This is a genomic window from Erwinia sp. 2186 (genome assembly GCF_057812255.1).
On record NZ_CM173824.1, the window covers coordinates 2,830,681 to 2,852,282 of the forward strand.

Below are 21,602 nucleotides of genomic sequence, written 5' to 3' on the forward strand. Positions count from 1 at the left end.
AAACGAAACCGCCGACGCTGTTCACGGCACCTGGCCCTCATGAACAACGTCGGCGGTCTCAATTCAGTTGAGGATTAGCAGGGCTTAGCCTTCTGCGTCCGGTGGAAGCATTTTACCTTCATGCTTCGGCTTTTCTGTCAGACGTTTCTCAAAGTTCTGGTTGAACTGCTTCTTCTGCTCTGGCGTCAGCACGTTATACAGCTTGTTCTGCGTTTCCATCATCTTCAGGGCACGATCCTTACCCTCTTCAGACATTTTAGTAGCTTGCGCTTCGGCTTTCGCCTGGTCGAAGCTGTCGGAGGCAATAATGCTGTGCATGGTGCGACGCTCATCCAGAGAAGGACGCTTCATGTCTTTATGGGCATCTTTCATGATGCTGCGCATTTGTGTTTTCTGCGCGTCGGTCAGGTTAAGACCTTTAAACATTTCGTGGTGCATGCCGCCATGACGTGGTGGCTGATGCAGGGTTTTATCGGCTCCGGCTGGAGGAGGCGTCATGTTATCAGCCGCAGCGTGAACGATATTCGCAGCACCCAGGGCCAGTGTCATTGCAACAACAAGAGAAGTTAATTTACGCATCGTTTTTATCCTTACTTTTCAGTTCTGTTACGACAACAATGTCGCGATGTCGGAACTCAGTTTAGGGCGCTGAACGTCAAGTACTCAGAGCCTGGGTAAAGCCCTGAAAGCATAAAAGACAAAATGACGGCAATCATGGAGAGAATGCGAAGATTATCGTGAGGAATTGCTAACAGATATGAATTTTAAGGGATTAATGCAGGAATTATGGAGAAGTGTAATACGTTCGACAGGATCCGGAAAGGGAAAAGTAAGGGCGAAAATCCCTGGGCGACCAGATTAACGATCGCCCTGAATCAGGCCAGCGGCCAACGACTACTCGGTCGAACCTAAGGCTTCATTGTGGGCGTTATCTTCCACCAGCATCAACCCGGCCCGCTGCCCCAGCGCCACATTGGGATTGGGGAAAATCACGTACTCGCGCGCCTGCTGCACATAGAAACGTTCTTCGCCATCTTCAGCCAGTAAACTTCCCTGCGGAAAGGCGGTGAAGTTCAGCGTGTCATCGCTGATATGTAGCTTAAAGGCTTCGGTGTGACGGGTAATCTGCTGCGACACGCGATAACGCTGTGGCTGGGCAGTCACTTCAGGCAAGGCGTCACCGAACAGCACCGCGGCCAGCGCCTGTTTAGCGGCACTGAACTGGGTTAAGTCATTGCTGCCGAAAGGCAACGCTTTGCCCAGCTCCAGCGTACAGCTGGCGGCGCTAAAGTGTTTACCGCTGTAATGGGTAAAGGTGCCGCCGGCGGAACGGTGAAACACCAGCGCTTCCAGGCCTGCCGCACCCAGCCAGTGAAGGAAATCTTCCGGCCACGGAGTGGTCCGCAGCGGCATCACGCCGAATCGCGTGTGGTAAGAACCACGGATCGCCGTGTGCAGATCCAGGTGCCAGCGAACTTCATCACTGCTGCCAGCCTGCCAGAAGGTTTCCATCGCCTGCTCAAGCCGCCATGCACGGCGCGCTTCGGGGCAGTCTTCATACTGTTGCCAGCGGCCACCAAACATCCGGTTGATGTCGCAGCGCTGATAACGTTTATTGTTGCGTAACGCCGCCGGGTTGCCGTAAATCACCAGCAAACGAGGCAGCAAAGGCTTCTCGCCGCGCAGCAGCTGGCTAATCAGTTCATTGAGAATTTCAACCGGGGCGGTTTCATTACCATGAATACCCGCTGAGACCACAAACGCCTGCGACGTTGGATTAATCGGGGTCAGCTCAAGGATCCCTTCATCAAGCCACTGCCAGCTCAACTGGTCATTGCGACCGGCGATCTGTTCGGGTAGCTCTCCGCTCAGGGTTTGTTTCAGGAAGTCCTGCATACGTTCTCCTTGTTGTGAGTTTCTGCTCCTTCAATAAGGCAAGGCGCATCACAGAGTACCATGATGCGCTTCGCGTCATCCGTGATTACTGCTGAAAGTTATAGACATTCCCTAAGTTTAGCAGCTTCGTCAGTTCGTCCAGTGCTTGCCGCCCTTCAATCAGCAATTGTGGGTCTGCCAGGTCATGCTGAGACAGCCTGTCGCGATAATGCCGCTCGACCCAACCATTCAGCGTGGCAAACAGCGAATCGTTCATCATCACCGACGGATTGACCGCCGCCAGCTGGCTGTCGTTGAGCACCACCCGCAGGCGCAAACAGGCCGGACCGCCGCCGTTGCACATACTTTCACGCAGGTCGAACACCTTCAGCTCGTCAATGGCGCCGCCGCTCTCCACCAGATCGCACAGATAACGCCAGACGCCCGGATGCTGACGCGCCTCTTCTGGCAGCACCAGCAGCATTTTGCCGTTCGGCTTGCTCAGCAACTGGCTGTTGAACAGGTAGGTGGCGACCGCATCTGCCACGCTGACCTGATTATCCGGCACCACAATTGGCGTAAAGCCGGGCATTTTTTCCGCCAGCGAAGCCAGTAACGCCGGCTGGTCCTGAAACGCCAACTGATGGCAAAACAGCACCTGCTGATTGCTGACCGCGATGACGTCATTATGGAAAACGCCCTGGTCGATCACCGCCGGGTTTTGCTGGGCGAACACCGTGCGTTCGTCATCCAGCTGATGCAGTCGGGCGACGGCCTGGCTGGCTTCAAGCGTCTGACGGGCAGGATAGCGCGCGGGCGCGACGCCGCTTTTGCCCTCTTCCCGGCCATAAACAAACAGCTGCACCCCGGGATCATTATGGGACGCGCTAAAGCGGTTGTGGTTAGCCGCACCCTCATCGCCAAACATGCCGACCTGCGGCAGCGCATCGTGCACGCTGAAATGCTGCGGATCGCGGAAAATCGCGCGCAACAACGCCCCGGTTGTCGGCGCCTCCATCGCGCGGTGGAATTTATTGTTCAGGTTGGCCACCGTCAGATGCACCCGTCCGTCGGCACTGTCCGCCGAAGGCGACACGGTGGCCGCATTGGCCACCCACATGGCGGAGGCCGAGCTGGCGGCAGACAGCAACTGCGGCGCCTGCTTGGCCGCTTTGGCCACCACTTCCGCATCGGTGCCACTGAAACCAATCTGACGCAGTGCGGCGACGTTCGGCCGTTCATGTGGCGGGATCACCCCCTGCACGAAGCCCATATCGGCCAGCGCTTTCATCTTCATTAAGCCCTGCAACGCGGCCAGCTTCGGGTTAGACACCTGATGCTGATGGCGGGTTGAGGCCTCATTACCAAACGACAGACCGGCGTAATGGTGCGTCAGGCCCGGCAGGCCATCAAAGTTTGCTTCACGTGCACTCATTGCGTGCCTCCCGCCGGACCGAAGTCCAGGCCAGGTGACAACGTCACCGGCAGCGACAGGTCAGCAGACTCCAGCGAGGCCATTGGCCATGCGCAGTAGTCGGCAGCATAGAAGGCGCTGGCGCGATGATTACCGGACGCGCCGATGCCACCGAACGGCGCGCTACTGGCGGCACCGGTCAGCGGTTTATTCCAGTTGACGATACCGGCGCGGCACTCAATCAGCAGGCGATCGAACAGCTCACGCTTCGGCGAAATCAGCCCGCAGGAAAGGCCATAACGGGTGTTATTGGCCAGGCGGATGGCCTGATCGAAATCGTCGTAGCGGATCACCGTCAGCAGCGGCCCAAACACCTCTTCATCCGGCACGTTGTTAAGCGTGGTGATATCAATAATCCCCGGCGTCAGGATCGCGCTGTCGCGGGCGGGCCAGGTCATTGGCAGCAGCACCTTGCCGCCGGCTTCCACGCGGGCCTGCCACTCGCTGAAGATACGTTCCGCCGCCTGCAGCGAAATCACGCTGCCCATAAAGGGTTGCGGCTGCTCGTCCCAACCGCCGGGCTTGATCCGCGCGGCCACTTCCGTCAGGCGGGCCAGGAAAGCATCGCCTGCCGCGCCACGTTTCACCAGCATCCGACGCGCGCAGGTGCAGCGCTGACCGGCGGTGATAAAGGCCGACTGGATCGCCAGGTTTACCGCGGCATCGATATCATTCGGGTCTTCAACGATCAGCGCATTGTTACCGCCCATCTCCAGCGCCAGCATTTTGTCCGGACGTCCGGCAAACTGGCTGTGCAGCTGATAACCGGTCGCCGCGCTGCCGGTAAACAGCACGCCATCCACCTGAGGTTCTTTCGACAGGCTTTGGCCGGTTTCGCGTCCGCCCTGCACCATATTCAGCACGCCATCCGGCAGGCCCGCGCTCTGCCACAGCTTGACGACTTTCTCGGCAATCATCGGCGTCAGTTCGCTGGGCTTGAAGACCACGGTGTTCCCGGCCAGCAGCGCCGGAACGATATGCCCATTCGGCAGATGACCGGGGAAATTATACGGCCCGAACACCGCCATCACGCCATGCGGGCGGTGACGCAGTGAACTTTCTGCCTCTACCGTCGTGCCGGTGCGGGTGTGATAGGCCTTTACCGAAATCGCGATTTTGTTGATCATCGCCTGAATCTCGGTGGCGGACTCCCAGCGCGGTTTGCCGGTTTCACGGGCGATGGTAACGGTCAGCTCGTCTTTATTTTTTTCCAGCAGCGCGGCAAATTTTTCCACTATCGCCTGACGCTCAGCAAAGGGACGACGCGCCCACGCCGGGAACGCCGTGCGGGCTGCACCAACTGCCGCCGACACCTGGCCGACGCTGGCCGCTTTGCCCTGCCACAGCAGCTCACCGCTGACCGGATCCAACTTGCTAAAATTCTCGCCCGCGCCCGTCAACCATTGACCTTCAATACAGTGCGTCATGCTTTACTCTCCGCATTCAGTGTTACCACGCGCAGGCTGTCGCCCGGCCCGCAGCGTAAAATTTCAGCCTGTTCAGCGCTAAGCGCCATGCTGTCGCCATGGGGATCGACGTTCAGCAGGATCGCGCGGAAATCGGCGTAACTGTCGTTAGCCACCAGGCATAACGGCAGGCTGCTATCCGCCTGCTCACCCAGGCTGACCTTCAGCAGTCGGCTTTTACGGATTGCCCGCACGCGATCGATATCGCATTCCAGCGTTGGACCGCCGTCAAAAATGTCGATGTAGTTCATATAGCGGAATCCCTCCGCTTCCAGCACCGCACGGGCCGGTGCGGTTTGCGGATGGGTCTGACCAATCACGCCCTTGGCTTCTTCCGACAGGTAATCGAGATACAGCGGATGTTTCGGCATCAGCTCGGCGATAAACGATTTTTGTCCGGTGCCGCACAGGTAGTCCGCTTCGCTGAAGGACATCGAGAAGAAACGGCTGCCGACACTTTCCCAGAACGGCGAGTGGCCGGCTTCGTCGATCACCCCACGCATTTCCGCCACCACCTTCTGCATAAAGCGATCGCGGAAGGCGGCCATAAACAGGAAGCGGGATTTCGACAGCAGATAGCCATTCTTGCCGTTGCGGTAATCCGGATCGAGGAACAGCGTGCACAGCTCGCTGCTGCCGGTATGGTCATTGCTGAGTGACAGCGTCGGCATCATGTTGTAAACATTGAGTTCTTTCGAGGCATGGACCTGGCTTCCCACGCGGAAGTTATACCAGGGATCCTGCAGTCCTACTGCCACCTCAATCGCACAAATCCCGACCGCTTTGCCCGATTCACTGTCCTCCAGCACAAACACATAGCCCTGCTCAGCCTGCGGCAATTCGTTCTGCCAGGTCTGAATAGAACGATCGATACGCGCCGACAGCGTGACGCTGTCAGCAGGCAATGAGGTCAATCCCCCGCCCGTTTTGCTGGCAAGGGCCATCAGCTGAGCGAGATCGTCACGTTCAACAGGACGGATGACCATCATTTTGCGGCTCCTTCGATCACGGCGCGGCAGGCAATTTCAAAACGGGCCAGCCCTTCTTTCACTTCGGCTTGCGAAATTATCAGCGACGGTGCAAAGCGAATGACGTTAGCGCCGGCAATCAGCACCATTAAGCCTTCAACCGCCGCAGCCTGGTTAAACTGCTTCGCCTGGCCGTTGTAATCCTGGTTCAGCACGCAACCAATCAGCAGACCCAGACCGCGGATCTCGCTGAACAGATGCAGACGTTGGTTAATCTCATTCAGGCCGTCAACGAACCACTGGTGACGCAGTGCGACGCCAGACATCACTTCCGGCGTATTGATCAACTCCATCACTTTGCCGCCCACCGCGCCCGCCAGCGGGTTACCGCCGTAGGTGGTGCCGTGGGTGCCGACGCCCATTGCCGACGCCAGCGTTTCGGTGGTCAGCATCGCGCCCATAGGGAAACCGCCCCCTAACGCTTTGGCGGTGGTCAGCACGTCAGGCGTGACGCCGTAGTGCATGTAGGCGTAAAGGGAACCGGTACGCCCCACGCCACTTTGCACCTCATCAAAAATCAGCACTGCCTGATGTTGGTCGCACAGCTCACGCAGGCCACGCAGGAAAGCGGGTTCAGCAGGCACAACGCCGCCTTCGCCCTGGATGGGCTCGACGATCACCGCACAGGTCTGGTCGGTAATCAGCGCGGCGGCCGAGGCCAGATCGTTATAAACGGCATGGTCGATACCGCCCGGAAGCGGCGCGAAGTCTTTGGAGTAGGCAGGCTGGCCACCGGCAGTCACGGTGAATAAGGTGCGGCCATGGAAGGCATTCTTGAACGCCACGATGCCGCTTTTCTGCTCACCCACCTTGTCGTGGGCCACTTTACGCGCCAGCTTCAGGGCGGCTTCATTCGCTTCGGCCCCGGAGTTACAGAAAAACACCCGGTCGGCAAAGGTGGCATCAATCAACTGTTTCGCCAGGCGCAAAATCGGCTCGTTAGTGTAGCCATTGCCGGTATGCCAGAGTTTTGCCGCCTGCTGTTGCAGCGCCTTCTGCAGATCCGGATGGGCATGGCCCAGCGCATTCACCGCGATACCGCCGGCAAAGTCGATATACGACTTGCCCTGCTGATCCCAAAGTGTGGATCCCTCGGCACGCACCGGGACAAAGCTGGCGGGTGCATAGGTTGGCACAATCCACTGATCAAAATTCTCGCGAGATACTGACGGGTTCATAACGGCCTCTGTTTACTGCGCACTGGCAGGTAACTTAAAAGTTTAAATAATGTTAATGAAATGATTCATTGCGGCTCTACTGTAGATTGCACGCAGCGTGCCAGCCAGCGATAAAAATGCATAAACCGATCGTATCCACCAAATATCAAGGAGTTACGAAAATCACTTATGCACAGTTAATGCATATAAAGTGAATAACATTCTGATTGGGGTGGGTTTGCCGAATAAAAAAGAGAAGAATTATGCAACGAGAAAATAAAATATCGCTTTTGTGATCGAAGCCGGGATTAGGGTTTAAAAAGAGGCATTTAGCGCACCATAATCGCGCCTTACGCACCCCTTTGAGGCAATGCCGGGCGCAACTGTTGCAACAGATTTCATATTAATGTGAGGCAACAACGGTAAAACTCCTGTCTGCCCCCTCTTCTTACGGCGGCAGCCCTCCGCGCGCGCTTGTCGGTTTAACGCGATAAAATTCGTCTGCTTAACCCTACGGCTCGCAGTTCTGCCATTAAATGCGTTAACAGCCAGTTGAGCCTGCTGGGCAATTAATTATCACGCTAATTAAAAAAGCGAAAAGTTAACTACTCTCCGCGACAATAATAACCCTGGTAATTATCAAAGCCCAGCTTGAAAGGATTAAAAAAACAACAGAAACATCCCGCAACACCAAATTAACTAAAATCGCAAATACGCTTTTATTCCAAGCCCATTTTTATTTTTGTTATTGAACAAAATAAACACAGAAAACACACGGCAGGAGGTTATTAAATTAGATAAATAATGTTATAGAAAGGTAAAATTATGGCGCTTTATACGCTAAAACAACAACATACACCGCAATACAACGACAAAAGCAACCTCTATCCATGATAAGAAAGTGGCATTAAAAAGTAGAAAAAAAGCTAATTACCATTGGAAATTCTGATAACCCACCTTTATTTACACAATGTTACATATATTTAGTTTTTATGTCACGCCGTCCTGTGTCATTTTCTTTTCCGACGCATTCGACGTCATTACAATAATTAATTCACAGGGTTACTTAATGATGAAGCGCAACTTTCTGGCATGGGTCATTCCTGCCATCCTCGGGATTGGCAGCGTTAACGCCGCCGAAATCTACAATAAAGACGGTAACAAAGTTGATCTGACCGGCAAAATTAACGTCAGCCACCTGTTCTCTTCTGATGATGCTAACAACAGCGATAACAGCTATGCCCGTATGGGCTTTAAGGGCCTGACGCAGATCACCGACCAGCTCAGTGGCTACGGCCGTTGGGAATATCAGTACCAGTTGAATAACTCAGAAGGTGATGACGCGCAGACCGGCAATAAAACCCGACTGGGTTATGCCGGCTTGAAGTTCGGTGACGCCGGCTCGTTCGATTACGGCCGCAACTACGGTGTGATTTACGATGCGCTGGCTTACACCGATATGCTGCCAAAATTTGGCGGTGATTCCGCCTATACCGATGCCTTCCTGGCCGGCCGTTCCACCGGCGTCGCCACCTGGCGTAACAGCAACTTCTTTGGTCTGGTTGATGGCCTGAGCGTGGCCGCCCAGTATCAGGGCAAGAATGAGCGTAGCGGCGCTAATGCGGTCCGCCGGGCAAATGGGGATGGCTATGCGGCGTCCATTGCCTATGATTTTGACTTTGGCTTAAGCATGGTTGGCGCCTACGGCAGCATTGACCGCACTAACGCCCAGAATCTGGCTACCCGCGGTGAAGGCGACCGCGCTGAAATCTGGTCAACGGCCGTCAAGTATGATGCCAACCAGATTTACCTTGCTGCAATGTATGGCGAAACGCATAACGCCACGCCAATCAGCGGCGGCTTTGCCAACAAAGCGCAGAACTTTGAAGCGGTTGCACAGTATCAATTCCTCAACGGTTTCCGCCCTTCCCTGGCGTATGTCTCTTCACGCGGTAAGGACATCGAAACCATTGGCAGCGCAGACATCTATAAATATGTCAGCGTGGGTGCCAACTACTACTTCAACAAAAACATGCTGGCGTATGCCGAATACCGTATCAACCTGCTGGACAGCGATAATGGGCTGGGCCTGGCGGATGATGACATTACCGCCGTCGGTCTGACTTACCAGTTCTGACCGATCCTGACCTCATCACCCTCTGCCTGTGTCTGAAGAAGGTGACGTGTTATAGGGCCTTTACGGCCCTTTTTTTATACTCTGCGATCCCGCGTGTGCATCAGGTCAGGCGGTAGTACCTGTCCGGTTTTGGTGTGTCAGGCAGATCGCGCTGGTTATTCATCTCGAGAAGATTGATCTCAATATTGGTGCACATGGCATTCATCGGCAGGTGGTTGTTGGCATAGCCAAACGGCATCTCCAGCTCTTCGGCCAGCGTATCCAGCGACAGGAAACTGTAGGCGATAAACACCGAAACCAGCGGCGTCATGTAATGCAGATCCGGCACCAGCGCAAACGGCAGTAAGGTACAGAACAGATACACCGTGCGGTGCAACAGCAGACCATAGGCAAAAGGCAGCGGCATGCTGGCTAAACGCTCACATCCTCCCAATACCTGCGACAGCTGATGAATGCTGCTGTCCAGCTGCGCATACACGATATCGGATACCTCGCCATTACGGCGCTGCTCCGCCAGCCACTGAGAGATCTTCATTTCGATGGCATTGGTCTGCGCCCGGCGGCGCAAAATTTCCTCGGCTTCGTCACCTAAATAACGATGAAGATCCTCTTTGGGATCGGTCTGACGTAACTGATGCTTCAGGCTGTAACAGAAGGCCATCAACAGGGCACTGATGCGCGGCGCATCGGTCGGCGAAATCGCCAGTACCTGACGCATAATGGTTCGACTGGCGATCAGCAGATTGCCCCACAGCTGGCGGGCTTCGGTGAAGCGTGCATAGCAAACGCTGTTACGAAAGCCGAGGAAGATGGCGATCGACACGCCGAGCAAACTGAACGGCGCAAGCGTCAGCTTGACGCCCAGCGTCTCGTACCAGTCGAGGCAATAAATCGCCACGATAGACATCAGCAAATTCAACCCAAGCCGAAACATGATGCCGGACAGCACAGAACCGTGCCAGGAGAATAAACGAACAAACCAGTGGCGATGTGGACGAATTATCATAATTGAGGATCTGCAGGATTTTTCTGGATTCTGGCAAATTCCGACGGCGCTGCACAGCGGTTTTTTGTGATATTGATCTCATTTAATCGTGACAGGAGCGCGTACTGACGACCCCCTGAGCACCTTCCCTTCCCTGCTTACCACAGCAAAACTTACCCGCTGACACCATAAATTGACGTAATAGAGGGCGTTGTAGTCGATTGGCGGGCGGAATTGCCCCGACCCACGGTCGGAATATTTTTCAGGATACTTTCGACAAAAACACACGCTTATCAGACCTGATTAAATAAACACCCTGCATTACAGCGCTAATTAAATGGAACCGATAAGCGATTCACGTAACGGTTAACATTAATAATAAAAATATTAAGCGGTAAACATCCCATCAACAAATTGAACTTATTCCCTGTGGATGCCATTAAAGATCGCTCGCGAGCGGAGTCAAATAAAACTCAATAAAATCAACTAATTGATAAATTAGTAAACATAATAATAACGTTATCGTTAAATAAAAAGCGCATAACACCTCAATTACCCACCCGCGAATTAAGTGATCTAAATTAAATATTTACATTTTGTTACGTATATTATGTTCATTTATTCAGCCCCTTCATGGCATTTTCTAACGCGACGCAAGTGGGCGTCTTAAAATGAACAGGGTGTTCGCATAATGAAAGTCAAATTATTAGCATTGGTTATTTCTACCTTCATGGGAATCGGCTGTATTCATGCAGCTGAGATCTTCAACAAAGACGGCAATAAAATTGACCTCAACGGAAAGGTCGATGTCTCGCGCATTTTTTCCTCTAACGACAGCAAACACGGTGATGACAGCTACGCCCGCTTAGGCTTCAAGGGCGAAACGCAAATCAGCGACAGCCTGACCGGCTACGGCATGTTTGAATACCAGTTCCGGCTTGATAACCCCGAAGGCGAAGGCGTGCAAAACGGCAACCGCGCCCGCCTGGGCTTTGCGGGTCTGAAGTTCGGTGACTACGGTAGCCTCGACTATGGCCGCAACTACGGCCTGATTTATGACGCGCTGTCATACACCGATGTGCTGCCTAAGTTTGGCGGTGACGCCGCCTACAGTGACGTGTTCCTTACCAGCCGCTCGGGCGGTGTCGCAACCTGGCGCACGTCAAACCTGTTCGGTATGGTTGAGGGTCTGCAGTGGGCTGCCCAGTATCAGGGCAAAAATGAACGTGAGGGCAGCCGCAGCGTTGTCCGCTCTAACGGTGACGGTTACGCCACGTCGGTGGGCTATAACAGTGATGCCGGTATCAGCATGGTTGCCGCCTGGGCCAGCATCGATCGAACCGATGCGCAGAACCTGGCACTACGCGGCGAAGGCAAGCGTGCCGAACTCTGGTCAACCGCCATTAAATATGACATGAACCAGTTCTATCTGGCGGCCATGTATGGCCAGACGCGCAATGCGACGCCTATCGACGGCGGCTTTGCCAACAAGGCGCAAAACTTTGAAGCCGTCGCTCAGTATCTGTTCCTCAATGGCTTACAGCCGTCGCTGGCGTATGTCGCCTCGCGCGCGAAGGATATTGAAGGGGTGGGCGATGCGGATATTTATAAGTACGCCAATATCGGCGCGAAGTACTTTATGAATGTGAATATGGTGGCGTACATCGAGCACCGCATCAACCTGTTGAAAGAGGACAACCCGCTGGGTCTGCCAACGGATGATATCACCGGCATCGGCCTGATTTACCAGTTCTAACCCTCGCTGTATTACCCCCGGGCCTTTAACCTGTGTCTGACAAGGAAAGGCCCTTTTTTACGCCTGCGGCTCAGGGTGCCATCAAATCATACGGGTTTTGCTGATCCCCCTGCAGAGTGACCGGTGCCACCAGCTTCAGGGTGATCCAGTTAGAGGTGACGCGCTGCTGCTTGCTGTCCTCCAGCGTGACCGAAAGACGATACTCATTGCTCGCCCCTTCTGAACTGTCCCATGCCGGAATAATGATGCTCCAGCCCTGCGGATCGGTATTGCTGGCGGGCGGCGTCAGGCTCAGCGCCTGGGTATCACCCTGCCAGCTGATGGCCTTTATCGCATTGGCATGACGAATTTGCAGCTTCAGCGGCAGCGTTTCGCCTGGCTGAACCTGCCACGGCGGCGTGGCGAGGAACACCGACAGCGTTTTGCTCTGACGGAACTCCATCACCGGTGAGTTATTCCGGTTCACCGTGTCATAGCGGCTGCCGCTCAGCGAACGGGCTGCCGCCACGTTATCCGCCGACAGCTGCTTGCTGAGCGCGACGCCAATCTGATAATTCATCTTCAGACCGAACTGATCCTGGGTTTCGCCGGTATCCGCGGTTTTATGGCTGGCGGTGACGGTAAACAGCGGCACCGGCGTATAGCTGACGCCCAGCTCAATCGCCGACGGATTGCTGCCCTGGGTGCCGCTGTTAAACAAATCCACGTTGTCACCAAGATATTGCTCATAGCTTAACGATACGCCCAGCTGGCGGTAAAACGGCAGATAGCCCTGCGACGTGATGTCATAACCGCGCGCCATACGCATCTCGGTCAGGCTGTTTTGATCGCGCCAGCCGGACAGCGGCTGATAATAGTTGGCGGAGAAGCGCAGATAGTCGCCCCAGGCTTCCGCGCCCAGCGATCCGCGCTGCTGATTGGATTCAAACATCTGATCGACAAAGGCGTTGTATCCGACCCGCCAGTGACCGGCCACCCAACGCTGCCCCACGCCGGCATTGCCCACCAGACCGTAATCGGTCTGTTCGACGCCGAGCTGGCTGAAGGTGAGATAGCGATAGTTGTCCGCCCAGGGCGTCACTAATTGCGCAGAAGTGCCGGAAAAGTCGCCCTTCATATCCACCATCAGCGACATACTGGCGCGACCGTAAGGTGAGAGCAGCTGCTGCCCTTCGGTCTCGGCCCGTTTGGCGGCCTCGTCCCGGAAGTGATTGAATGCCCACTGGCCCGCCTCGCTGCCCAGTGACTGATCGTCATCACTGCTCATACTGGCTTCGCCAATGGTTTTCATCGCCTGGGCGACGCGTTTCTCTAACGCGCTGTCATCAGATGCGGTGCTGCCTAAGTCCGGCAGCGACTGGCTAAAACGGGCGGGATCGTCAAACGGCGCATCGGCGATACGGGTATCCGTGGTCAGCGCCTGCGCATCATGGTCAGCACCGCCGGCCAGAACCAGCACCAGCACAGCGCAAAGTGAGCGGATCGGGTGAAATTTTGTCATAACCTCAATGATTGCCTGCGGCAATGCAGTTTTTAAACGTGAAAAACGTAAGACAGATCACAAATCTAATCAAAGGGTAACGTAATACGCGGAGGAGCGCGAGTCAGATGGCTCCTGGTTGATCGGATTCTATCCAAATCATCCAGTTAACTGGCGAACATAAGGAGGATCGTCCAGGCTTTGACCAGGCATTTACCAACAGGATGTGACTGATGAAAAGAATTTTGCTCTGTTTCTCTTTGCTGGCTTGTGCGACTGCGGCCAGCGCCGCGCCCGTTTTCACCCTCCATTCGCCCGACTTTAATGACAATGATGTGATGGCCAAAACCTTTGCCGGCAATGCCAAAGGGAATGCCAGCTGCACCGGCGAAGGCATCTCGCCGGCCCTGAGCTGGAACAATCCGCCGCCGGGCACCAAAAGCTTTGCCCTGACGCTGGTGGATCCGGTCGGCGCAAAAGGACTGGGCGTCAATCATATGGTGGCCTACAACATTCCCTTCCAGCGCACCAGCTTTGCCAGAGGAGAGTTGACTGACGGCAAAGGCTATACCGGCGGCAAAAACAGCCCAGGCACCCTGCGCTATTACGGCCCCTGCCCGCCGGCAGGCAGCGGACAGCACCACTATAACTTCACGCTGATCGCCACGGATTTACCGGCCAACGCGCTGGGACAGGGCTTAACCCGCGAGGAATTACTCAGCAAACTAAAAGGCCACACCTTAGGTGCGGCCGGATTGATTGGGCGGTTTGGCAACGAGTAACCGATGTCCTCAGGACATGATTAATCCGCCGTCGACGTTGATGGTTTGTCCGGTGATGTATCGCGCATCATCGGACGCTAAAAAGGCCACCAGCCCGGCGACATCCTGCGGCTGCCCTGCCCGCTTCAACGGAATATTTTGCACCCACTCCGCCATCAGTTCGCCCTTGCCGTAGGTTTTCTGTTCGGTGCTGAGAATTTCGCCCCACACCCGATCGTTATAATCCCACATCTCGCTTTCGATAATGCCCGGACAGAAGGCGTTAACGGTGATGTTCCACGGTGCCAGCTCCTGCGACAGGCTCTGGGTAATGCCAATCACGCCCATTTTACTGGCGGCATAATGCGGCGTGTAGATAAACCCCTGACGTCCCTGGCCTGACGAGGTGTTGATCAGGCTGCCCGACTGCTGTTTGACCATATATTTTGCCGCTTCACGGCAGCACAGCCAGACGCCGGTGGTGTTCACCGCCAGAATCTTATCAAAGTCAGACTTCGGCATTTTGTCGAAGGTATCGATGGTGATCACCCCCGCGTTCTGAATCGAGACGTCGATGGAGCCAAAGCGGGATGCCGCTTCCTGATACAGATGCTGCACCTGCTGTTCATCGGTGACGTCCACCTGCAACGCGAGGATCTCACTGCCGTGCGCCGCCTTAATCTTTTCGGCGGTTTCGAACACCCGCTCCGCGTTTGAAACCATCACCAGACGGGCGCCGTCGCTGGCGAAACGCTCGGCGATGCCCGCCCCAATACCCCGACAGGCGCCGGTGATCACCACGGTTTTGCCCGCAAAATTACGCTTCATGCTGTTCTCCTTGATGGGTTTGGCCAGCAGGCTGCCAGAGCGTGCGCTGTACCGCCTCACGCCAGCCTTGCCAACTGGTGTTAAGTTGCTGATGGCGGGCGGCGTCAGGCAGCCAGCAATCGTGTTCAGGTAACAGCGCGATCAGCTGGCTGTCGTTAAGCTGTTCCAGCGCGCGCCTTGCCAGCAGTCCCGCGCCCAGCGCCGACAGTTCTGGCGTACTGCTGCGCGCCACCGGGCAACCCAGCAGATCGGCCTGAAACTGCATCAGCCACGGGTTTTGCGTCGGGCCGCCGTCAACCATCAGCGTCTCAAGATGGAAGCCGGGATGCTGACGCATAGCGGTGATCACGTCGGCAATCTGGTACGCAATGGCTTCCAGCGAAGCGCGGATCAGATGGGCAGGCGTCACGCCACGACTGAGGCCGCAAATCACCCCGCGCGCCTGATCGTCCCACCAGGGCGCGCCGGTGCCGGTCAGCGCCGGCACGAAATAAACGCCCAGCGTTGAGTCGATGCTGGCAGGCAGTTCATGCAGCGCCCGGCTGAGGACCTGTCCTTTGCCGTCGGTCAGCCCGGTGGCCTGTGCCATCCAGGCCACGCCGTCGCCGGTGTGCGGAATATTGCCTTCCAGCCCGTACACCAGACGTTCGCCATCGTGCCAGGCGACGGTGGTCGCCAGCTGAGTAATACTGGTGTCCGGCGTCAGCAACGGCGCCATCACCGAAGAACCGGTGCCGTAGGTCGCTTTTACGCCGCCCGCCTGCCCCAGCCCGTGCCCATAGAGCGCGGCATGGGAATCGCCGACCATCGCCATAATCGGCAGACCATCGGGAATTCCGCGCAGGCCACGGGTGGTGCCAAACAGTCCGCTGGACGGATGAATTTCGGGTAAGGCCACGCGCGGCAGGCCAAACAGCGCCAGCATCGCCTCATCCCACTCGCCGGTTTGCAGATTCAGTAGCTGGGTGCGTGCCGCGTTGGAGGTATCGCAGCGGAACTGCTTGCCACCGGTAAAATGCCACAGCAGCCAGGCATCGATAGTGCCGAGGCAGAGCTCACCGTTAGCCGCCCTTTCCGCGCCATCTGCGGTGTTATCCAGCAGCCAGCGCATTTTTGAGGCGGAAAACAGCGGCGCAATCGGCAGGCCGGTCACCGAGCGGATCAACGCGTCCTGATGATCGCCTCTGAGCTGCTCGCAAAATGGCGAAGAGCGGGAACACTGCCAGGTTATTGCCGGCGCGATCGGTTTCCCGGTCGCCCGCTCCCAGCCCATCGCCGTTTCACGTTGGTTACTGATTGCCAGCGCCGCGACGCGGTTTTCGCCAACGCTGTGGATAACCTCGCTGACCACGGTCAGCGAGGCGTTCAGCAACATCATGCCGTCCTGCTCCACCCAGCCTGACCGTGGCGTGTCCACCGTCAGCGGGCGCGAGGCTTTGGTCACTACCTGTCCACGGGCATCAATGGCGACCGCTTTAACATTGCTGGTGCCTTCATCCAGCGCAATGATCAGCTCTCTAGCCATGACTGACCTCAGAGAGCGGCGCGGCCGCCTGCTTTTTTTCGTGACGACGCATCAGCACCACTTTGCTTTGCAGGCGTTGCTGGAACTGGTCGATAACCACCGCGGTGACAATCACCAGGCCTTTGATCACCATCTGCCAGAAGTCGCTGACGCCCATCATCACCATGCCATCGGCGAGGAAGACGATCACGAACGCGCCGATAATTGAGCCCGACACGCGACCGCGACCGCCCGCCAGTGCGGTTCCACCCAGTACCGTGGCCCCGATAGCGTCCATCTCAAACATGTTACCGGTCATCGGGTGCGCCGTTTGCAGCTGCGAGGCGACAATCAGCCCCACCAGCGCCGCACACATCCCCGAGAAGGCGTAAACAAACACTTTCACTTTGATGATCGGCACACCGGCCAGCCGGGCCGCCGACTCGTTACCGCCGCTGGCGTAGATATAGCGACCCAACGGCGTTTTACGGGTGATATACAGGCCGACCAGCAGCAGGCCAACCATCATCCAGATCGGGATATAGACGCCCAAAATGCTGCCCGAGCCGAGAATGGCGAAGCCGGTATTGCCCAGCTGCGGCAAGCCCACCAGGTTGGCGTAGGTGCTGCCATCGTTCCATAACAGCGCGGCACCGCGCGCGACATACATCATGCCCAGCGTACAGATAAACGGTGCCACACCGAGCCGGGTGATCACCGCGCCATTGATCAGCCCAACCACGATGCCGAACAGGGTGACTACCAGGATCACTTCCGGCACGTTGAGGAACAGCGTTTGTCCGCCCCACAGCGGCAGGCCGTTGGTCAGCAGCGCACCGGCCACCATGCCGCAAATCCCGGCCACCGCGCCGACGGACAGGTCGATACCGCCGGTGAGGATCACCAGCGTCATGCCGATCGCCAGCAGGCCGGTGATCGCCACGTGCTGGGTCATGATCAGCAGGTTAGACGGGGTCAAAAAGTTCGGCACCATCACGCTGAAAAAGCCAATGACGATCAGCAACGCGATAAACGTACGGGCCTTCAGCAGATACATATAGAGCAAATATTTCTGGTTCATGGTCTTGTTCCTCAACGCCCGGGGGGCACGCTAATCATGTGGAGTGGACGCCGTGATAAGCCGCTCGCGGGTGGCTTCAGCCCGGGGTAAATCGGCGGTGATTTTTCCATCGGCCATCACCAGGATCCGGTCGGCCAACGCCATGACCTCATCCAGCTCTGAGGAGGAAAACATCACTGCCAGTCCCTGCCGGGCCATTGACCCAATCAGGTGATAAACGTCAGTTTTGGCGCCGACATCAATGCCACGCGTCGGCTCATCCAGCAGCACCACTTCCGGGCCGGTCATCAACGCTTTGCCGAGCACCACCTTTTGCTGATTGCCGCCGCTAAGCGAGGTGATCGGCAGTTCAACATCGCTGACCTTGATCGCCAGCCGTTCGATCATCTCGTTGACCCGCAGCGCTTCTTTCTGCGGATGCAGCAGGTTCAGCGCGCGACGAAAGCCTTTCAGGCTCAGATCGCTCAGCGTCATATTGGTTTTGATCGACATCAGCTCGATCACCCCTTCGCCTTTACGATCTTCCGGCACCAGCGCAATGCCCTTCTTCAGGCGGTACTGGAAATTGCGCTTGTCGAGGCATTCGCCGTTCAGCGTGACGCTGCCGCTCTGGCAGGACATCAGGCCAATCAGACCTTTAAACAGCTCGGTACGCCCGGCACCCAACAGGCCATAAATGCCGACCACTTCGCCTTTGCGCAGCGAGAAGCTGACGTCGTTAAGCTTGTAGCCGCCGTTCTGCGCCAGCGCGGTTAAGCCATTGACGTTGAGTACCGCATCGCCCTGCTCGGCGGCCTGATAATCAAAGTGCTTTTTCTTGTCGCCGACCATCTGTTCGATGATCCACGGCACGCTGGCATCGCGGACTTCACGCTCGCTGATAAAACGGCCGTCGCGGAAAATGGTGATGTGATCGCCAATTTCCATCAGCTCTTCCAGCCGGTGCGAGATATAGATGATGGTGACGCCACGGCGCTTCAGCGCCTCAATGACGTTAAACAGCACCTTCACTTCCGACTGGCTGAGGGCGGAGGTCGGCTCGTCCATGATCAGCACGCGGGTGTCTTTCGACAGCGCCCGGGCGATCTCGACCAGCTGCTGATGACCAATGCCCAGTTCGTTCAACGGCGCATAGGGATCGACATCCAGCTCCAGCCTTTCCAGCAGCGCCTTCGCCAGCTGGTACTGGTATTTCTCGTTGATCACCCCACGCTGGAAGAATTCGTTGCCGATAAAAATGTTGTCCATCACGTTCATATTCGGGAACAGGTTCAGCTCCTGAAAAATGATGCTGATACCGTGTTTCTCGGCCTGCTGCGTGGTGTGTAAGGTCACCGGCTCGCCATCCAGCAGGATCTGCCCGGAGGACGGCACTTCCACGCCCGCCAGCATTTTCATCATGGTGGATTTGCCCGCGCCGTTTTCGCCAATCAGCACGTTGACCTTGTTGCGATACACGCGATAGTCCACCGAATCCAGCGCGGTGACGCCCGGATAAATGCGGGAAACATTGCGGGTTTCGATAATCACGTCCGACTGCTGGCTGGCCGGCGTCAGGACATCCGCTTCAGTGTGCGCCATGATTTACTCCTGTTGACGGACAACGCGGGCCGGAGTGATATCCGGTGCGGATTGCGGCACGTCCCAGCTGCTGAACACGCCATCGACTTCCACCCGATCGCCCACTTTCGGCTGAAGTTTTTTCACTTCATTCGAGGCCAGGGTGTTGATCGCCCGGCCGTAATCCCCAAACAGCACCTGATCGTTGAAGTCCTGATAGCTGGAACCTTTGTAGACATCGCGCAGGGCGGTGCCCCGAATTATCGGGCCAATCTGCACCACCACGTCCTGGCCGCTGACGTCTTTTACCGTCATCTTGCCGCTGCGTGAGGTGGTATTCACCGCCGACACCGTGCCGTTAATCTTCACGGTGAAGACGCACGGATTCTCTTCCTGGCTACGGTAGCCAAACTGCTTACAGGCGCTGTCGATGTCCTTCGCCGCGGCCAGATCTTTCATTACCTCGCCCAGCGGTTTGGCATCGTTTAGCACCTGCGGCACGATCTTCTGCTGATAGGTATTGGTGACGTTCGCCATGGCCGGATTGGGTGGGTTTTTCAGGTCGGCTAATTCCTGTTGCGACACAATGCGGCAACCGCCAAGGGTTAACGCCGCGACTGCCAGCCAGACTCGCCTGGACATAAATTCTCTCCTTTGCGCCCCGTAAGGGGCGCAGCAGTATCACCACAACCACGACTCAGGATTTGTAATTGAAGTCCTGAACCTTCGAGGCATTGTCCGGGTTGATCAGAATGCCGCGGAACATCACACGCTGTTTCTCAGGCTTGGTGCCTTTCTGGATAAAGTTATCGAGATCGGTCACACCCTGCGCGGCGATGGCCTGAGCCTGCAGCATCACGGTGGCTTTCAGCGTGCCGGCTTTCACCGCGTCACGTTCATCATTGCTGCCATCAATACCGACCACGATCACATCGTTACGGCCTGCGGCTTTCAGCGCGGCAATCGCCCCCAACGCCACCGGGCCATTACCACAGATCACCCCTTTCACGTCCGGATGCGCCTGCAGAATACTGTCCATGATGCGCTTGCCGTCGATCAGGGTGCCTTTCGCATCCTGGCGGGCGACGCTTTTCATGTCGGTGTACTGGTCGAGTACCTGGTGGAAGGATTTGGAGCGGGTCACGCAGTTATTGTCGGCGAGGTTACAGGTCAGTTCGGCATAGCTGCCCTTTTCACCCATCTTCTCGACGAAAACGTTGGCGACGTCAGAGCCGGCCTGGAAGTTGTTGTGGGTAATCTGCTCCAGCGCGACGTTATCGACCGGGATTTCGCGGTTAATCAGCACCACCGGAATGCCGGCATCCTTGGCTTTCTGAATGGCGGCGACGCTGGCGGTGGAGTCGGCGTTATCGAGGATAATGCCCTGCACTTTTTTACCGATCGCGGCATCGATCAGCTCGCTTTGTTTCTTCACATCTTCGCCGTGAGACAGGACCGACGTTTTATAGCCTAATTCCTGCGCCTTCATATTGGCCCCTTTCGCTTCTGAGGCGTAATAAGGGTTATCCAGCGAGTTCACCATTATCATAATGGTGCCTTTATCGGCTGCCAGCGCCGCATGGGAAAAAGTGCAGGCGGTGGCAACGGCTAATACAGTTAAACGCATGTTCATAGTGATGTTCTCTCATTATTGTAGGGTCAGCGTGTAGGGTATTGCGTTCGGACTCGCTTCTCTGGTCTGGGCGAAGTACTACCAAATGGTAAAGCCGCCATCGATCATCAGATCGGCGCCGGTAATCATGTCGCTACCGTTGCTGGCAAAGAACAGCACGGCGGCGGCAATCTCGTCGGTGTAGGCGAAGCGTCCCATTGGGATTAATTGCTTCATTGCCTCACCTTTTTCTCCCCGCCAGGCTTTTTCGCCCATCGGTGTCAGCACCACGGTCGGAGAGAGGGTATTCACGTTAATTTTGTGTGGCGCAAACTCCTTGGCCATCACCTTGGTCATGCCCAGTAATCCGGCCTTGGCCGAGGTGTAAGCCACATGGTTATCGATGGCGATGGAGGCGGCCTGCGAGGCGATATTAATAATTTTTCCGCCCCTGCCGGCTTTCACCATGCGTTTTGCCACCGCCTGCGAGCAGAGGAACGGCCCGGTCAGGTTAACGGCGACCTGCTTTTGCCACTCGTCAAACGCGGTTTCCAGCACCGGCTGCAACATCACATAACCGGCACAGTTGACCAGAATGTCGATATGGCCGTAATGCGCATCCACGTCTGAAATGGCCTGTTCCACTGAGGCCGGATCAGTCACATCGCACTGCACAAACTGCACGCGGCTGGCGTCAAACTGGCTGGCCACGTCGCTCACTTTGCTCTGTTCAAATGCCGGGTAAAGCAGCGCCAGGCTTGCGCCTTTTTCCAGCAGCATTTTATTGCTGGCCATGGCGATGCCGCCCAGCCCGCCGGTGACCACCGCGACCTTGCCGGTCAGATCCATGTTGGTATCCACGCCATAGCGCAGATTGACATCATATTCATTGCTCATC

Annotated in this window: 18 protein-coding genes; 3 read left to right on the forward strand and 15 right to left on the reverse strand. The window is 56.3% G+C overall.

Annotated elements, in window-relative coordinates; all coding sequences use genetic code 11:
- Positions 1-84 precede the first annotated feature (84 nt).
- From spy to ACXKZG_RS13095, 6 genes are all read right to left on the reverse strand, one after another.
- On the reverse strand, positions 85-579 hold the full coding sequence (gene spy, locus ACXKZG_RS13070; protein WP_013201886.1) for an ATP-independent periplasmic protein-refolding chaperone Spy: 495 nt from the start codon (positions 577-579) through the stop codon (positions 85-87).
- Between the two features lie 315 nt (positions 580-894).
- Entirely contained in the window at positions 895-1,896 is a 1,002-nt protein-coding gene (gene astE, locus ACXKZG_RS13075; protein WP_488874973.1) for a succinylglutamate desuccinylase, read from the reverse strand.
- A gap of 85 nt (positions 1,897-1,981) precedes the next feature.
- Positions 1,982-3,310, reverse strand: coding sequence for an N-succinylarginine dihydrolase (gene astB, locus ACXKZG_RS13080; RefSeq protein ID WP_488874974.1), 1,329 nt, complete (start codon positions 3,308-3,310; stop codon positions 1,982-1,984).
- On the reverse strand, positions 3,307-4,776 hold the full coding sequence (gene astD / locus ACXKZG_RS13085) for a succinylglutamate-semialdehyde dehydrogenase (RefSeq protein ID WP_488874975.1): 1,470 nt from the start codon (positions 4,774-4,776) through the stop codon (positions 3,307-3,309). Before astD ends, astB begins: the two co-directional genes overlap by 4 nt.
- A complete protein-coding gene (gene astA, locus ACXKZG_RS13090) occupies positions 4,773-5,804 on the reverse strand; it encodes an arginine N-succinyltransferase (RefSeq protein ID WP_206401500.1) in 1,032 nt (343 codons plus the stop codon). Before astA ends, astD begins: the two co-directional genes overlap by 4 nt.
- Positions 5,801-7,021 (reverse strand): aspartate aminotransferase family protein, encoded by a 1,221-nt coding sequence (locus tag ACXKZG_RS13095; protein WP_013201881.1) that lies wholly within the window; start codon positions 7,019-7,021, stop codon positions 5,801-5,803. The genes astA and ACXKZG_RS13095 overlap by 4 nt, the downstream gene beginning before the upstream one ends.
- A gap of 1,048 nt (positions 7,022-8,069) precedes the next feature.
- On the opposite strand from ACXKZG_RS13095, the gene ACXKZG_RS13100 reads away from it, so the two are divergent.
- Positions 8,070-9,137, forward strand: coding sequence for a porin OmpC (locus tag ACXKZG_RS13100; RefSeq protein ID WP_013201880.1), 1,068 nt, complete (start codon positions 8,070-8,072; stop codon positions 9,135-9,137).
- A gap of 100 nt (positions 9,138-9,237) precedes the next feature.
- Here the strand turns inward: ACXKZG_RS13100 and ACXKZG_RS13105 are convergent, their stop codons facing one another.
- Positions 9,238-10,143, reverse strand: a complete 906-nt coding sequence (locus ACXKZG_RS13105) for a bestrophin family protein (protein WP_488874976.1) — start codon at positions 10,141-10,143, stop codon at positions 9,238-9,240.
- A gap of 667 nt (positions 10,144-10,810) precedes the next feature.
- Between ACXKZG_RS13105 and ACXKZG_RS13110 the strand changes: the two genes are divergently transcribed.
- The gene (locus ACXKZG_RS13110) at positions 10,811-11,878 is read left to right on the forward strand and encodes a porin (RefSeq protein ID WP_041691991.1); all 1,068 of its coding nucleotides are present in this window, start codon (positions 10,811-10,813) and stop codon (positions 11,876-11,878) included.
- A 70-nt stretch (positions 11,879-11,948) separates the two neighbouring features.
- On the opposite strand, the gene ACXKZG_RS13115 is transcribed toward ACXKZG_RS13110, so the two are convergent.
- Positions 11,949-13,379 carry a YchO/YchP family invasin gene (locus ACXKZG_RS13115; RefSeq protein WP_488874977.1) on the reverse strand — a complete coding sequence of 477 codons (1,431 nt, stop codon included), beginning with the start codon at positions 13,377-13,379 and terminating at the stop codon, positions 11,949-11,951.
- A 212-nt stretch (positions 13,380-13,591) separates the two neighbouring features.
- Between ACXKZG_RS13115 and ACXKZG_RS13120 the strand changes: the two genes are divergently transcribed.
- Entirely contained in the window at positions 13,592-14,140 is a 549-nt protein-coding gene (locus tag ACXKZG_RS13120; RefSeq protein ID WP_013201876.1) for a YbhB/YbcL family Raf kinase inhibitor-like protein, read from the forward strand.
- Positions 14,141-14,149: 9 nt separating this feature from the next.
- Here ACXKZG_RS13120 and ACXKZG_RS13125 read toward each other — a convergent pair whose 3' ends face one another.
- The 7 genes from ACXKZG_RS13125 to ACXKZG_RS13155 form a co-directional block, all read right to left on the reverse strand.
- Entirely contained in the window at positions 14,150-14,947 is a 798-nt protein-coding gene (locus ACXKZG_RS13125) for a glucose 1-dehydrogenase (protein ID WP_013201875.1), read from the reverse strand.
- The gene (locus ACXKZG_RS13130; protein WP_488874978.1) at positions 14,937-16,472 is read right to left on the reverse strand and encodes an FGGY family carbohydrate kinase; all 1,536 of its coding nucleotides are present in this window, start codon (positions 16,470-16,472) and stop codon (positions 14,937-14,939) included. The genes ACXKZG_RS13125 and ACXKZG_RS13130 overlap by 11 nt, the downstream gene beginning before the upstream one ends.
- On the reverse strand, positions 16,465-17,532 hold the full coding sequence (locus ACXKZG_RS13135; protein ID WP_013201873.1) for an ABC transporter permease: 1,068 nt from the start codon (positions 17,530-17,532) through the stop codon (positions 16,465-16,467). Before ACXKZG_RS13135 ends, ACXKZG_RS13130 begins: the two co-directional genes overlap by 8 nt.
- A gap of 30 nt (positions 17,533-17,562) precedes the next feature.
- Positions 17,563-19,113, reverse strand: a complete 1,551-nt coding sequence (locus ACXKZG_RS13140) for a sugar ABC transporter ATP-binding protein (protein WP_346567980.1) — start codon at positions 19,111-19,113, stop codon at positions 17,563-17,565.
- A 3-nt stretch (positions 19,114-19,116) separates the two neighbouring features.
- Positions 19,117-19,734, reverse strand: a complete 618-nt coding sequence (locus ACXKZG_RS13145) for a DUF2291 family protein (RefSeq protein ID WP_013201871.1) — start codon at positions 19,732-19,734, stop codon at positions 19,117-19,119.
- Between the two features lie 55 nt (positions 19,735-19,789).
- Positions 19,790-20,725: a D-ribose ABC transporter substrate-binding protein gene (locus ACXKZG_RS13150; protein WP_041691990.1), complete on the reverse strand. Its 936-nt coding sequence runs from the start codon at positions 20,723-20,725 to the stop codon at positions 19,790-19,792.
- A 78-nt stretch (positions 20,726-20,803) separates the two neighbouring features.
- Entirely contained in the window at positions 20,804-21,601 is a 798-nt protein-coding gene (locus ACXKZG_RS13155; RefSeq protein WP_013201869.1) for a GolD/DthD family dehydrogenase, read from the reverse strand.
- Position 21,602 lies beyond the last annotated feature (1 nt).

Coding starts and splice junctions, on each gene's coding strand:
- spy (WP_013201886.1), bottom strand. CDS start 579: ATGCGTAAATTAACTTCTCTTGTTGTTGCAATGACACTGGCCCTGGGT.
- astE (WP_488874973.1), bottom strand. CDS start 1,896: ATGCAGGACTTCCTGAAACAAACCCTGAGCGGAGAGCTACCCGAACAG.
- astB (WP_488874974.1), bottom strand. CDS start 3,310: ATGAGTGCACGTGAAGCAAACTTTGATGGCCTGCCGGGCCTGACGCAC.
- astD (WP_488874975.1), bottom strand. CDS start 4,776: ATGACGCACTGTATTGAAGGTCAATGGTTGACGGGCGCGGGCGAGAAT.
- astA (WP_206401500.1), bottom strand. CDS start 5,804: ATGATGGTCATCCGTCCTGTTGAACGTGACGATCTCGCTCAGCTGATG.
- ACXKZG_RS13095 (WP_013201881.1), bottom strand. CDS start 7,021: ATGAACCCGTCAGTATCTCGCGAGAATTTTGATCAGTGGATTGTGCCA.
- ACXKZG_RS13100 (WP_013201880.1), top strand. CDS start 8,070: ATGATGAAGCGCAACTTTCTGGCATGGGTCATTCCTGCCATCCTCGGG.
- ACXKZG_RS13105 (WP_488874976.1), bottom strand. CDS start 10,143: ATGATAATTCGTCCACATCGCCACTGGTTTGTTCGTTTATTCTCCTGG.
- ACXKZG_RS13115 (WP_488874977.1), bottom strand. CDS start 13,379: ATGACAAAATTTCACCCGATCCGCTCACTTTGCGCTGTGCTGGTGCTG.
- ACXKZG_RS13120 (WP_013201876.1), top strand. CDS start 13,592: ATGAAAAGAATTTTGCTCTGTTTCTCTTTGCTGGCTTGTGCGACTGCG.
- ACXKZG_RS13125 (WP_013201875.1), bottom strand. CDS start 14,947: ATGAAGCGTAATTTTGCGGGCAAAACCGTGGTGATCACCGGCGCCTGT.
- ACXKZG_RS13130 (WP_488874978.1), bottom strand. CDS start 16,472: ATGGCTAGAGAGCTGATCATTGCGCTGGATGAAGGCACCAGCAATGTT.
- ACXKZG_RS13135 (WP_013201873.1), bottom strand. CDS start 17,532: ATGAACCAGAAATATTTGCTCTATATGTATCTGCTGAAGGCCCGTACG.
- ACXKZG_RS13140 (WP_346567980.1), bottom strand. CDS start 19,113: ATGGCGCACACTGAAGCGGATGTCCTGACGCCGGCCAGCCAGCAGTCG.
- ACXKZG_RS13145 (WP_013201871.1), bottom strand. CDS start 19,734: ATGTCCAGGCGAGTCTGGCTGGCAGTCGCGGCGTTAACCCTTGGCGGT.
- ACXKZG_RS13150 (WP_041691990.1), bottom strand. CDS start 20,725: ATGAACATGCGTTTAACTGTATTAGCCGTTGCCACCGCCTGCACTTTT.
- ACXKZG_RS13155 (WP_013201869.1), bottom strand. CDS start 21,601: ATGAGCAATGAATATGATGTCAATCTGCGCTATGGCGTGGATACCAAC.